We start from the raw sequence: 13,011 nt of genomic DNA on the forward strand, positions 1-13,011 counted from the left end.
CCCGTAAAGTGGGTTGAAATCTGGGTTTCTAGTCGAAAATCGAGAGGCGCGTCATGGAGTTCGTGGTTCATAGCTATTGCCTCAAAGGCGCACGCCAGGAGCCTTTGCTGCCTCCTGTCAGCGTGACACCGGCCTCGTTGACCTTGACGGTCGCCGAGCTGATTCGCCTGGCTGTTGCCGAGCAAATCGCCGCGCTGTCGATCCGACACTGCGAGGAACAAGTGTCGGTACGTGAAGTGCTCGACCGCCAATACCTGAGCGAGCGGGAGATTCTTCAGCAAGCCAGCGAAGGCGCGGTTGTCATGCCTCAGGCCAGCGCGTCCCCAGACCTGGATGTCGGCGTTCAGGTCGAGCGAGCCTTGAACGGTTTTGAAGCTCGTGCATTTCGCGTTCTGCACAATGGCGTCATGTTGCAAAGACTCGATGAGTCAATCGAATTGAGTCCTCCTTCCACGCTCGCGTTTATCCGCCTGGTGCCGCTGATTGGCGGTTGACCCTCGACGCTTACTTCCTCGGATACCCTCATGCAATCACGCCGTCCTGTGCCCGAACAAGCCACGCGCCTCGCTGCGCTGCGAGCATTCTGTGATAAAGCGCTGGATGACTATCCCGAGCTCAGCCGATATGACGAATTCGAACCCGATTTCTGGGACGGCATCGACTTCCTGCGCATCGCCAATGACTGGGTCAGGCAGCATCCCGAGGATGGCCCCAAGGCACTGGCCGATGGCCTTGTGTTCCCGACCGTTTGGGACGATCTGGAAGACCGTCGCGATCAACAGCGTTATGGCCTGCAATATCGACTCTGCGATGCGTGGATCACGGCTCACCCGGACGCCTATGGGCTGGAGCAGATCGGCGCGCGACTGCAGCACATGCTGCAATTTGCCTTCGAGGACAGCGACTATCCATTGCCCACTGACGAAGATGGCCCGGCCTATTACCGACGAAGACCGGAACAGGCCTGGGCTTTCCCTGACGTTCAGGCCTGCATCAATCGCCTGAGTAATTACCCGTCCACTCCGGTCTGGCAGGTCTTCGCCGAATGGTTGCTGGACGGCAGCTGGAACCGCGTACAGCCGCCTTCCCCGCCTGATGACGAAAGGACAATCGCCGACGCATATATCTACGTGCACAAAGACATCAAACGCATCGCCTTGGGCCTGCAGGAAGCGGGCCGCCTCGATTACCCTCGCTTCGTCCGGGCGGCCGATACCTGGGGCCGCGCCATGATGTTCTACTCAGACGACAGCGGGCTGTACAGCGATGATGTGGACCTGGATCGATACACCGATGAAGCGTTCGACGAGGACGATTCAAACGACGAGGAACCGCAAGACGAAGCCGTCGATAATGAGTCGTCCCAGGGCGATGAGGCGTCCACTGAAGACCCCGTTGCAGTGCCTGCTGAACTGGTGAACTTCACCGTTCGTTATGTCGAGGACGCCCTGGCTGGATTGCCCGATAACGCCGCGAAGCTGGCGGACACTTTCCGCTCGGTCGAGGTGTATCAGGTCCGCTGGTTGCTGCAGGCCTTGGCGGTAATCGATCGACTGGGAGTGACGCCGGATGACTTTGACAGCTTCGGCGATACGGCCGCAGTGCTCCAATGCTTCCTGCTGCTTCAGGATTTGCCAAAAAACCAATCGACAGAGCTGCTCGCGGCGCTGACCGGCTTCTCGAGAAATACCCTGCTGACCGCCCTGCCCTATACCGGACAAGCCAGCCGAGTGGTACTCGACGCGCTCGGTTGGAGTGATCTGCAAGCCTTCCAACGTGAATACCTCAACATTGCCCTGGCACCTCGCTCTGGCTGGGGCACCGACCTGCCCAATACGCTGGATGAAACCGTCGGTGTGGTGGACCGCTACCTGCTGGACAAGGCGCTGGCCGAGGCCGACCCAGACCACCTGCGCGAGTACCTGGCTGCACTCGAACCCTCGCACTGGGCGTTTCCCGAGACGCGCGTGCTGCTCGATGCCTACCGGGGCATCGGTCGACCGGCGCTGGAAAAGAAATTGGCCCGCCACGCACAGCCGGCCATGCGCATCTATGGCGTACTGCCCGTCATGGATTCGGACGACGTACGCCAGCGTTATCTGACGCTCAAGAAACTGCACAAAGAGGTGCGTAAATACGGCCCTCAACGACAGGCCAATTCCCACGCAGCGGTGCAGGCAGGCCTGGAAAACCTGGCGCGTGTCGCCGGTTACCCCTCGGCGATTCGCCTGGAATGGGCCATGGAATCGGAGATCGCCGAATCCGCCCTGACGGCCGCCACTATCGACGGCTATGACGTCAGGCTGGTGATCGACGGCTTGTCGCCCACGCTGCACATCTGCAAAGCCGCAAAGACGCTCAAGACCGCACCGCCTGCGATTCGCAAGAGCCCAGACTTCGTCGCCCTCAAAACGCAGCAGACCCAGCTCAAGGAACAGATCGCACGCTTCTGCCGCACCCTGGAAGCGATGATGAGCAGCGGCGAAACCCTGGCCCTGGACGACCTGAAGCCGCTGTTGAAAATGCCCGCGGTTCGCCTGCTGCTGGAACAACTGATCGTGCAGGCCGACGACGTGGTGCTGGGCTGGCTCGATGCCGCGACGCTGACGGTGACTGACCTTGAAGGCCGCCAACACGTCGCTGAAAAGCACCTGCGTATTGCCCACCCTTTTCATCTGTTCACCGCAGGACAACTGTCGGCCTGGCAGATAGACGTGGTGAGCCATCGCCGCGTGCAGCCGTTCAAACAGGCCTTTCGCGAGCTGTACCTGCTGACACCGGCCGAACGAGACAGCGGCCTGTGGTCCAATCGATTTGCCGGCCACCGCCTGAAAGGCAAAGTAGCCGCCCGGTTGCTGCAGGTCCGCAACTGGTCGACCTCAAGCGTCGAGGACATCTATTACGAGAGCAAAGAGCACGGCATCTACGCCATGTTCAACTTTCTGGATACCGGCCATTACCTTTCGGAAACAGAACACTTTACCTTCGACACGATTGCCTTCTACCGCGACCAGCAAGCCATTCCCCTCGAGCAAGTACCGCCGCTGCTGTTCTCTGAAATCATGCGTGACGCCGATTTGCTGGTCTCCGTGGCCCACGCCGCTGACGGCTACAACACCAGCAACGAAACCCTGCAACGGCGCGCCGAACTGGTCGGCGAATTGATTCAAGGGCTAGGTTTGCAGAACGTTAAATGTGAAGGGCATTTTCTGCACATCATCGGCCAGCGTGCGAACTACCGCATTCATCTGGGCAGCGCAGCCATCCATATCGAGCCCGGCCACTACCTGTGCATCGTGCCCGCAGGCAGCGGCGTCACGGACTTCTACCTGCCCTTCGCCGACACCGATAAGAAAATGGCCGAGGTGCTGAGCAAGATGTTCCTATTGCTGGACGACATGAACATCACCGACAGCCTGATACTGGAGCAGATACAACGCGGTAGCTGAGATGAGGGCATCCCCTGCTTGCGAAGAAGATGCCCTCAACCATTTAGAACCAGGTTTCCATCTGTATCCCGTATTGCCACACACCACCGGCATTGAAATCAGACTTGCCGAAGGAGTCCGAGGCGCTGTAGCGGTCCAGATCCGAAGACCAGTCCATGACGCTTGCGAACACCCGTAGTTCGGGGCGCGTGAGCAGGTCGCCAAAGTCAGGTTTGAAGGTCGGGGCGATCGTGAATTTCCAGAAATTACCGTCCACCGCGTTGCGTTGCTGGTAGCCTTTGGGATCGAGGTCCATGGTTTGCCAGCTCATTTCGTAGGCCATTTCGAAATTGCTGTTGATTTCATTGGCCAGTCGCACGTTCAGCGTCATCCAGCGGTAGTCGTCCCCCTTGACGTACCGGTCCTTGCTCTGTTCGGCCAGCAAGCTGGGGCCGATGCGCCAGCCGGGGGCAATGGGCGTCTCGCCGTAAAGCGCCAGGCGCAGCGCACGGGCATCGTCGATCAGCTCGCCATCGGAGCCGATGTTCTTGACCTCCGCGCCCAGACCTTGCCCATAGATCAACGCCGCCTTGGTAAAGCCTTCCCGGCCGAAGAAGTTTTTCTGGTGGTTGGCCACCATGCTGTGCAAACCGGAGTCTGCTGGCGTCAGGCCCGCTTCGTTGCTGCGGATATCGATGTCGTTTTTCTTTGACCCGATGGCATTGAACATCCACTGCCATTGGCCGTTGTCGAAAAACTGGTTGGAGGTCAGGATGTAGCTTTCCACATCGGCATTGACGCCACCCTCGCTGAATTCGCCGTAGTTACGCCCGATCAATGAGTAATTCGAACGCCAATTCTTGTTCATCTGCACGTCGTAGATACCACCGCCGGTGCCGGCGAGGTAGACGACGTCCGAGTCCAACCAATGGATATCGAAATTGTCCCGATCAAATCGCTTGCCGGCCCAAAGGGTGGAGTTCTCGAACATCGAGTTGCCCTTGAACGCGGCGATATGATCCAGTTCGGTAAACACCTGGCGCACGTTCAGGTTGCTTTCGTCGGCGGTCCAATCATTGGAGCTTTCCACGCCATCGGCAATGGACACTGTGAATTTGGAACGGGTGCCGTTCTGCGCGTACTGCTCTTTCGACAGGTCGATGCGCATGTAGGTATCGTCTTCGTTACCCAGTCGCCCGACAGCGCCACCGACCGAACCGGCCGGGGTGGTATACGGGCCGCCACGGCCGCCGCCCAGTCCATCGTTGACCAGCAATCCGGAGCGGGCGTAGCCCTTGAAGCTGAACCCGTCCGTGAGGTGTGGGCTGCTGTCCTTTTTTTCCAAGCTTTGCTGGCGGGCTTCGAGCTTTGCCAGTCGGGTGTCCAGGCTGGGCGCTGGGACAGTCGCGGTGGACGCCGCCGGCTGAAGGGCGGGAGCGGCGTGTTTGAGTTGTTGCAGTTCCCTGGCCAGTGCCTGGGTCTGCTGTTCGGCGGCGGCAGCGCGTTTTTCGGCGGCGCTGGCGCGGGCCTCGAACGCCGCCATGCGTTCTTCCAGAGTCGCGGCTTGAGCGGTGGCCGCCGAGGTGCCGAGCACGCCTGCGAGAAGCCAGCTTGATGCTTTCTGCATGTGGATTTCCCTGTTTTGTTTTTATTTTTTTGTTCCCGCGACTGCCTTCTTCTCGTGGTTTCTGAATTGTCAGACTCCACGAAAAAAAGGATGCCTCATCGCAAATACACTGCTACATTTGGCGATGTTAACGTTAACTTTTCTAAAAACAAAAATAAAGAGGGCTTTATGAAACAGCTCAAATCGCTCCTTCCAGCAGCGTTATTCGTACTGTGTGGGGGGCTTCCATCCCTCTCGACTGCAGCCAATCTGACGATCTCCTGCGGCGCGGTAGGTGCCGAATTGCAACTGTGCAAGGAGGCTGTCGAGGCATGGTCGAAACAGACCGGCAACAGCGTGGAGGTGGTGTCCACGCCTAACTCGGCGACTGAGAGATTGTCGTTTTACCAACAGATCCTGAGTGCGCAGTCCAGCGACATCGACATCATTCAAATCGACATGGTATGGCCGGGGATGCTGGCCAAGCATCTGATGGATTTGCGCGAGGTACTTCCCGCCGACGCGACCCAGGGCTACTTCCAGGCCCAGGTGGATAACGCCACGGTGAACGGACGCCTGGTGACGATGCCGTGGTTCACCGATTCGGGCCTGCTGTATTACCGCAAGGATTGGCTCGAAAAGTACAACAAACCAGTGCCCCAGACCTGGGAGGAAATGACCGCTACCGCCAGGGACGTGCAACTGGCCGAGCGCAACGCCGGTAACGCCAATGCCTGGGGCTACATATTCCAGGGCCGCGCCTACGAGGGCCTGACGTGTAATGCCCTGGAGTGGATCAGCAGTCAACCGGACGGTGGGCTGGTCAACGCCAAAGGCGACATCGTGGTCAACACCCAGGCCTCAAGAACGGCTTTGACGCTGGCGAAAAGCTGGGTAGGCGACATCTCTCCACGGGGCGTACTCAATTACACCGAAGAAGAAGGCCGCGGCGTGTTCCAGTCGGGAAATGCGCTGTTCATGCGTAACTGGCCGTATGTCTGGGCCTTGGTGCAAAGCCCGGACAGTGCCGTGAAAGATAAGGTCGGCGTTGCTCCCCTGCCCCGCGGTGGCGACACCGGCACCCATGCCTCCACCCTCGGTGGCTGGGGCCTGGCGGTCTCGCGCTATAGCGCCAATCCAAAGCTTGCCGCGGAACTGGTGAGCTACTTGAGTAGTGCCCAGCAGCAGAAACATCGTGCGCTGGTCGGTGCCTACAACCCGGTGATCGAATCGCTCTACCAAGATCCCGAGTTGCTCGCGGCGATGCCTTATTACAGCCAGCTGCACAGCATTCTCAATGATGGGGTCATGCGCCCTGCCTCAGTCACTGCGGATCGCTATCCACGGGTCTCCAATGCCTTCTTCGACCAGGTTCATGGCGTCCTCGCCGGCGAACGGCCGGTCGATCAGGCGCTGGCCGAGCTGGAAAGCGAACTCACGCGCATCAAACGCCGGAACTGGTAAGCCACAAGGAAGGAAATCACCATGTCTGTCTCCACTGCCCTTGCCCCCTCTGACGAGCTGCTGCTCACCCGGGAAACGCCGGTACAACGCCGTCGGGTTCGCGCCGCCTGGCTGTTCCTGACGCCGATGTTGCTGTGTCTGGCCCTGGTAGCGGCCTGGCCGCTGCTGCGTACATTCTGGTTTAGCCTGACCGATGCCAGCCTGGCCGATACCGGCGACGCAACCTTTATCGGCTTGAGCAACTATCTATTCCACAGCAGCGCCGGCTGGTCAGGCATTTTGGTCGATCCACAATGGTGGAACGCAGTGCGCAACACGTTGCATTTCACCGTGGTGTCAGTGGGGTTGGAGATCGTACTGGGGCTGCTGGTGGCGTTGCTGCTGAACATTCAGTTCACCGGACGCGCCCTGGTGCGGGCGCTGATCCTGATTCCCTGGGCGATCCCGACCATTGTCTCGGCGAAGATCTGGTCTTGGATGCTCAACGACCAGTTCGGCATCATCAATCACCTGATGCTGAGCCTCGGCCTGATTGACGCGCCCCTGGCCTGGACGGCAGACGCCGGCCTGTCGATGTGGGCGGTGATCATCGTCGACGTCTGGAAGACCGTCCCTTTTGTCACGCTGCTGATGCTGGCGGCCTTGCAAATGTTACCGGGCGATTGCTACGAAGCCGCCCGGGTCGATGGCATTCATCCGCTGAAGGTGTTCTGGCGCGTCACCCTGCCCCTGCTGATGCCGGCCTTGCTGGTGGCGGCGATCTTCAGGATCCTCGATTCCTTGCGGGTGTTCGACGTCATCTACGTGCTGACCTCGAATTCGTCGAGCACCATGAGTATGTCGGTCTACGCCCGCCAGCATCTGGTGGAGTTCCAGGACGTCGGCTACGGCAGCGCGGCCTCGACCCTGCTGTTTCTGGTGGTTGCGGTGATCGCCATGGTTTACCTGTACCTCGGCCGCCGTCAACTGGAGGTGCGCTCATGAGCCCGCGCCTGCTGAAAAAAACGCTGCTGCGCCTCGGGTTCTGGTGCCTGATCGGGGTTCTGCTGCTGTATGCGGTCTTCCCTTTCTACTACGCCATCGTGACGTCGCTGAAACCGTCCAGCGCCTTGTTCCAGGTGAGCTACTGGATCGACAACCCGGACTTTTCCAACTATGCCGCAGTGCTCAACCAAGCCTCATTCCTGCGGGCGATTGGTAACTCGCTGGTGGTGGCGCTGTGCGTGGTCACGTTGGCGCTGTTCCTCAGCCTGACCGCCGCCTATGCCCTGGGCCGGGTGAAGTTCCGGGGGCGTGGCACGGTCTTGATGATGGTCCTCGGCGTGTCGATGTTCCCCCAGGTCGCGGTGCTGTCGGGGCTGTTCGAAGTGATTCGTGCCCTGGGCCTGTACAACACGTCCTGGGCATTGATCCTGAGCTACACGATTTTCACCCTGCCCTTCACCGTCTGGGTGCTGACCACCTTCATGGGCCAACTGCCCCACGAACTGGAAGAGGCGGCCATCATGGACGGCGCTTCGCCTTGGGTCACATTGATCCGCGTGCTGCTGCCGCTGCTCTGGCCCGCGCTGGTCACCACCGGCCTACTGGCGTTCATCGCCGCATGGAACGAGTTTCTGTTTGCCCTGACCTTCACCCTCACCGACACGCAGCGCACGGTCCCGGTGGCCATCGCCCTGATTTCCGGCGGCAGTCCCCATGAGTTGCCTTGGGGGTTGTTGATGGCCGCATCAGTGCTGGTCACCGTCCCATTGGTGATTCTGGTGCTGATCTTCCAGCGCCGAATCGTTTCCGGCCTCACTACCGGCGCGTTAAAGGGTTGATGCCCAACAAAGACAAGGAACAGCATCGTGATCAAGTTGAAGCTAGACAACGTGAACAAACAATTGGGCGGCGCGCGCATTCTTCGCGATGTCAGCCTGGAAATCGCCGCGGGTGAATTCGTGGTGTTCGTCGGCCCTTCGGGCTGCGGAAAATCGACCCTGCTGCGACTGATTGCCGGACTGGATTCGATCTGCGGCGGCGACCTGCTGATCGACGGGCGCCGGGTCAACGACCTGGAGCCACGGGAGCGTGGTGTCGGCATGGTGTTTCAATCCTATGCGCTGTACCCGCACATGAGCGTCTACGACAACATCAGTTTTGGTCTCAAACTGGCCAAGACCGAAAAAACCACGCTGCGCGAGCGCGTGCTGAAAACCGCGCAAATCCTGCAATTGGACAAGCTGCTGCAACGCAAACCCAAGGAGCTGTCCGGCGGCCAGCGTCAGCGGGTAGCCATGGGCAGGGCCATGGCCCGGGAGCCGGACATTTTGCTGTTCGATGAGCCGCTGTCGAACCTGGACGCCTCGCTGCGGGTGCAGATGCGCAACGAAATCGCCCGGCTGCACGCGCGACTGGGCTCGACCATGATCTACGTCACCCATGACCAAGTTGAAGCGATGACCCTGGCCGACAAGATTGTCGTGCTCAATGGCGGGCGCATCGAGCAAGTCGGCTCACCGCAAGCACTCTACGAGCGTCCAGCCAGCCGTTTTGTCGCCGGTTTCCTGGGTTCGCCCAGAATGAATTTTCTTCCAGCGTTCCTGCACACCCCAGGCGCAACCAGCCTGGTTGAAAGCCTCGTATTGGGGATGACCTCTCTGCCCTTCGACAGCTCGGGGCTGGCGGCGAACACCCCGCTGACGCTGGGGATTCGTCCGGAACATGTAATGCTCAAAGCGGCGCAAGGCAGCATTGGCGTCGCCGTGACCGTTGTCGAATACCTGGGCAGCGAAACCTATGTGCACCTCGACACCGGCCAGGAGGAGCCCCTGATCTGTCGCTGTGAAGTCAACGCCGGATGGCAGGTGGGCGACCGGGTCGAACTGCAGGTGGCGTTCGACAATCTGCACCTGTTCGACGCCGCCGGTACGGCCTTGAAACGTCACCCGCAAACCCCGCCGGATAACGTGACCCTGCGCTCGGTACGAGCAAACGCCCTATGACTTTGTCTTTGAATACCATGAACGCCCCTCTGTCCACGACCCTTGAACTTGCGCAGCAGGCATTGAGTGATGGCCTGTCTCGCGTTATCCACGACTATCGACCTGACTATCATCTTGCCCCGCCGGTGGGCTGGATGAACGACCCTAACGGGGTCGTGTACTTTCGTGGCGAATATCACGTGTTCTATCAATATCATCCCTTCGACGCGAAATGGGGCCCGATGTATTGGGGGCACGCCAAGAGTGCCGACCTGGTCCATTGGCAGCACCTGCCCATTGCGCTGGCGCCGGGCGATGACGTTGACCGCGATGGCTGTTTTTCCGGGAGCGCGGTGGTGTGTGGCGATACCCTGGCGCTGATCTACACGGGGCACACTTGGCTGGGGGACGTGGGTGACGAACGCCAGATCCGCCAAGTCCAGTGTCTGGCCACCAGTGTCGACGGCGTCCACTTCGTCAAGCATGGCGCTGTCATCGAGACTCCACCGCAAGACGCGATCATGCACTTTCGTGATCCCAAGGTCTGGCAGGACGATGAGCATTGGTACCTGATCGCCGGCGCACGCCTGGGCGATACGCCGCTGCTCCCGCTGTACCGTTCGACGGATCTGCACGCCTGGGAATTCCTCGACTATGTGGCCAGCGGCAATGAGGGCGATGGCTATATGTGGGAATGCCCGGATCTGTTTCGCCTGGACGGGCGCGACGTGTTGCTTTACTCCCCCCAGGGCATGCAGCCCGAGGGGTACGACCGGCTCAACAAGTACCAGACCGGCTACCGCGTAGGCCAACTCGACAGCCAATGGCATTTCACCGGTGGGCCTTTCATCGAGCTGGATAACGGCCATGACTTCTACGCCGCACAAACGCTGGTGGCTGCCGACGGTCGACGCCTGGTGTGGGCCTGGCTCGACATGTGGGAAAGTCCGATGCCGAGCCAGGCTCATCACTGGTGCGGGATGCTCGGTTTGCCGCGCGAACTGCAATTGCATGCCGATCGCCTTTGCGTGTTTCCGGCCCGGGAATTGACGGCACTGCGCAAGGCGCCGTTGCCAGGCTCATCCCCTTGGAGTGAATCGGGTAGCCTATGGGTGCCGCACGTGCAGGGCGACCGCCTCGAAATCCATGTGCACTTGGATTTGCTCGGCTGCACCGAGGGCCACCTGGGCGTCGCCCTGCGCTGCAGTGTCGATAGTCATGAAGAAACCCTGCTTTATTACGATGCCTCCCTGCGACGCCTGGTGCTCGACCGCAGTCGTTCGGGCGAACAAGTGACCGGCCAGCGCAGCGTGTCGATAGACCCGGCACAAGGGCCACTGCAACTGCGCGTGTTCCTGGATCGCTCGTCCATCGAGGTGTTTGACGAGCACGGGCGCTTCAGCCTCAGCAGCCGTCTCTATCCTCGACCTGACAGTTTGGGGGTGAAGCTCCTGGCGAACGGGACTGGCGGGAGCGTTTCCATTCCCCAGGCATGGCCCCTGGCCTCGGGATGGCTATGAACGTCGCCATTGAAGTCGCGAGAAGCCCGGGCCCTGTGTCATGATTCGGCGTCAACCTGACTGGCCGCAGCCCGCATGACTTCAGTGAAAGACGTTGCACAGCTGGCCGGCGTGTCCCTGATGACGGTTTCCCGAGCGCTCAACAATCCGGAAAAGCTGAGCCCCGAGACCCTTCAGCGGGTGCGTCGCGCCATTGATGAACTGCAATTCGTACCGAGCCTGTCGGCGCGCAAGATGCGTGGCGACAACTTGCAGTCGCGCACCATCGGCGTGTTCGCACTGGACACCGCGACCACACCGTTCGCGGTCGAGCTGCTGCTGTCCATCGAACAGACCGCACAGCAAGCGGGTTGGAATGTCTTCATCCTCAACCTGTTGAGCAACCCGCCCACCGACCAGAACATCGACCTGATGCTGTCGCACCGTCCCGACGGGTTGATCTTCAGCGCCATGGGCTTGCGCCAGGTGAGCATTCCCGAGCGATTGAAGAGCAAGCCGCTGGTACTCGCCAATTGCCTGGCCGATGACCATCGCCTGGTCAGTTATGTGCCCGATGATGAGTCCGGGCAGCATCGCGCCGTGCATCACGCCTTGAGCCAAGGCTATCGGCGCCCGCTGTGCATCAACCTGCCGAAAAAGAGCCTGGCCTGGGGCCTGCGGCAAGAAGGCTTGCAGCGCGCCTGCCAGGCATTCGGAGTGGCCCCTGACGCCCTCCTGCAATACGACCTGTCCGATCACGATGCCTACGGGGAAACCGCCGCCATCCTCGACCGGCACATCATCGACGGTCGTCCGCAATTCGACATTCTGATCTGTGGCAACGACCGCATTGCCTTTTGTGCCTATCAGCTGTTGTTGGGCCGTGGCCTGAAAATCCCCGACGACGTTGCCGTGCTGGGTTATGACAACATGATCGGCATCGCCGAATTGTTCATCCCGCCACTGACCACGGTGCAACTGCCCTACTACGAAATCGGTCGCCAGGCAGCCCGGCACCTGATCGAGGGGCTTGAGGTGTCGGGGGCCCAGCGGGTGGATTGTCCGTTGGTGGTTAGGTCGTCGCTGTAGTCCGATCGGCCTACCTCACTTCTCGCCCTCGCAATTGACCATCCAGGCAATCCCGAAGCGGTCTTCGAACATGGCGAAACGCTCTGCCCAGAAGGTCTTTGCCAATGGCATGTGCACACTGCCGCCCGTACTCAAGCCGTTGAACAGTCGCTCAGCCTCGGCCACGCTGTCGACATTGAGGCAAACCGACACGCCTTGCGGCTTGCTGTACGGCTGGCCCGGCGGACAATCGGAGGCCATCAGGCTGAATGCGCCGACTGTGAGGCAGGTATGCATGATCAGGTCCGGGTCCTTGGGCATGCCGGTTTCCTCAGGCACCTCGGCAAAGGACATGGAAAACAGCTCGCCGCCCAGCACATCCTTGTACAACGCAAAGGCTTCTTTGCAGTGACCGTTGAAGGTCAGGTAGGGGTTGATTCTCATGGTGGTTCTCCTGTCGTCAGGTGTCACGATTGACCGGCCATCTGCGCCCGCAGGCGTTCTTCCTGCTCGCGCAACTCGGGGGTAAAGGCCTCGCCAAACGCCTCGAGCTCGAAGATCTGGCGGATTTCGATTTCGCTGTCGCTGACCATCGGGTTCGGGCAGCGCTTGACCCAATCGATCGCTTCCTGCAACGACTGGACCTTGAAGATCCAGAAGCCGGCGATCAACTCCTGGGTTTGGGCAAAGGGTCCATTGACAACCGTCCGGTCCTTGCCGGAAAACCGTACACGCACGCCCTCGGCGCTGGGATGCAGGCCTTCACCGGCTAGCATCACCCCGGCCTTGACTAACTCTTCGTTGTAGGCGCCCATGGCGGTCAGCAGTTCTTCACTGGGCATTTCTCCGGCTTCCGACTCCGGGCTGGCTTTGACGATCACCAAAAATCGCATGGTCTTATCTCCTGAGGGTGGATAAGCCGTCCCTGTGGCGGCTCTAGGGATAATCGAACGGCAAGGGACGGAATCGACAGACTAGCC

At 60.1% G+C, this 13,011-nt stretch carries 11 protein-coding genes; 8 read left to right on the forward strand and 3 right to left on the reverse strand.

The genetic code is table 11. The features are described 5' to 3' along the window. The first annotated feature begins 53 nt into the window (after window positions 1-53). Both CD58_RS14605 and CD58_RS14610 read left to right on the forward strand, forming a co-directional pair. Window positions 54-494 (forward strand): hypothetical protein, encoded by a 441-nt coding sequence (locus CD58_RS14605; RefSeq protein ID WP_025213740.1) that lies wholly within the window; start codon window positions 54-56, stop codon window positions 492-494. A 30-nt stretch (window positions 495-524) separates the two neighbouring features. Beyond that, a complete protein-coding gene (locus CD58_RS14610) occupies window positions 525-3,449 on the forward strand; it encodes a DUF4132 domain-containing protein (RefSeq protein WP_025213741.1) in 2,925 nt (974 codons plus the stop codon). A gap of 43 nt (window positions 3,450-3,492) precedes the next feature. On the opposite strand, the gene CD58_RS14615 is transcribed toward CD58_RS14610, so the two are convergent. Continuing rightward, the gene (locus tag CD58_RS14615; RefSeq protein WP_025213742.1) at window positions 3,493-5,055 is read right to left on the reverse strand and encodes a carbohydrate porin; all 1,563 of its coding nucleotides are present in this window, start codon (window positions 5,053-5,055) and stop codon (window positions 3,493-3,495) included. Window positions 5,056-5,223: 168 nt separating this feature from the next. Here CD58_RS14615 and CD58_RS14620 point away from each other — a divergent pair, with 168 nt between their 5' ends. The 6 genes from CD58_RS14620 to CD58_RS14645 all read left to right on the forward strand — a co-directional run bounded on the left by CD58_RS14620 (window position 5,224) and on the right by CD58_RS14645 (window position 12,052). Beyond that, the gene (locus CD58_RS14620; RefSeq protein WP_025213743.1) at window positions 5,224-6,498 is read left to right on the forward strand and encodes an ABC transporter substrate-binding protein; all 1,275 of its coding nucleotides are present in this window, start codon (window positions 5,224-5,226) and stop codon (window positions 6,496-6,498) included. Window positions 6,499-6,519: 21 nt separating this feature from the next. Then, window positions 6,520-7,482: a carbohydrate ABC transporter permease gene (locus CD58_RS14625; protein ID WP_025213744.1), complete on the forward strand. Its 963-nt coding sequence runs from the start codon at window positions 6,520-6,522 to the stop codon at window positions 7,480-7,482. Then, window positions 7,479-8,321, forward strand: a complete 843-nt coding sequence (locus CD58_RS14630) for a carbohydrate ABC transporter permease (protein WP_025213745.1) — start codon at window positions 7,479-7,481, stop codon at window positions 8,319-8,321. The genes CD58_RS14625 and CD58_RS14630 overlap by 4 nt, the downstream gene beginning before the upstream one ends. Window positions 8,322-8,348: 27 nt before the next feature. Continuing rightward, the gene (locus tag CD58_RS14635; RefSeq protein WP_025213746.1) at window positions 8,349-9,485 is read left to right on the forward strand and encodes an ABC transporter ATP-binding protein; all 1,137 of its coding nucleotides are present in this window, start codon (window positions 8,349-8,351) and stop codon (window positions 9,483-9,485) included. Further along, window positions 9,482-10,984: a glycoside hydrolase family 32 protein gene (locus CD58_RS14640; protein ID WP_025213747.1), complete on the forward strand. Its 1,503-nt coding sequence runs from the start codon at window positions 9,482-9,484 to the stop codon at window positions 10,982-10,984. The genes CD58_RS14635 and CD58_RS14640 overlap by 4 nt, the downstream gene beginning before the upstream one ends. 75 nt (window positions 10,985-11,059) lie before the next feature. After that, complete coding sequence (locus CD58_RS14645; protein ID WP_025213748.1) at window positions 11,060-12,052, forward strand: LacI family DNA-binding transcriptional regulator; 993 nt, start codon at window positions 11,060-11,062, stop codon at window positions 12,050-12,052. 15 nt (window positions 12,053-12,067) lie between these two features. On the opposite strand, the gene CD58_RS14650 is transcribed toward CD58_RS14645, so the two are convergent. Both CD58_RS14650 and CD58_RS14655 read right to left on the reverse strand, forming a co-directional pair. Then, window positions 12,068-12,475: a VOC family protein gene (locus tag CD58_RS14650; RefSeq protein WP_025213749.1), complete on the reverse strand. Its 408-nt coding sequence runs from the start codon at window positions 12,473-12,475 to the stop codon at window positions 12,068-12,070. 23 nt (window positions 12,476-12,498) lie between these two features. Continuing rightward, window positions 12,499-12,924, reverse strand: coding sequence for a YciI family protein (locus CD58_RS14655; protein ID WP_025213750.1), 426 nt, complete (start codon window positions 12,922-12,924; stop codon window positions 12,499-12,501). Window positions 12,925-13,011 lie beyond the last annotated feature (87 nt).

It is taken from the genome of Pseudomonas brassicacearum, from assembly GCF_000585995.1.
Classification (GTDB): domain Bacteria; phylum Pseudomonadota; class Gammaproteobacteria; order Pseudomonadales; family Pseudomonadaceae; genus Aquipseudomonas; species Aquipseudomonas brassicacearum_A.

Bases quoted from the DNA above. Each gene is read 5' to 3' on its own strand.
- CD58_RS14605 (WP_025213740.1), top strand. From the start codon at position 54: ATGGAGTTCGTGGTTCATAGCTATTGCCTCAAAGGCGCACGCCAGGAG.
- CD58_RS14610 (WP_025213741.1), top strand. From the start codon at position 525: ATGCAATCACGCCGTCCTGTGCCCGAACAAGCCACGCGCCTCGCTGCG.
- CD58_RS14615 (WP_025213742.1), bottom strand. From the start codon at position 5,055: ATGCAGAAAGCATCAAGCTGGCTTCTCGCAGGCGTGCTCGGCACCTCG.
- CD58_RS14620 (WP_025213743.1), top strand. From the start codon at position 5,224: ATGAAACAGCTCAAATCGCTCCTTCCAGCAGCGTTATTCGTACTGTGT.
- CD58_RS14625 (WP_025213744.1), top strand. From the start codon at position 6,520: ATGTCTGTCTCCACTGCCCTTGCCCCCTCTGACGAGCTGCTGCTCACC.
- CD58_RS14630 (WP_025213745.1), top strand. From the start codon at position 7,479: ATGAGCCCGCGCCTGCTGAAAAAAACGCTGCTGCGCCTCGGGTTCTGG.
- CD58_RS14640 (WP_025213747.1), top strand. From the start codon at position 9,482: ATGACTTTGTCTTTGAATACCATGAACGCCCCTCTGTCCACGACCCTT.
- CD58_RS14645 (WP_025213748.1), top strand. From the start codon at position 11,060: ATGACTTCAGTGAAAGACGTTGCACAGCTGGCCGGCGTGTCCCTGATG.
- CD58_RS14650 (WP_025213749.1), bottom strand. From the start codon at position 12,475: ATGAGAATCAACCCCTACCTGACCTTCAACGGTCACTGCAAAGAAGCC.
- CD58_RS14655 (WP_025213750.1), bottom strand. From the start codon at position 12,924: ATGCGATTTTTGGTGATCGTCAAAGCCAGCCCGGAGTCGGAAGCCGGA.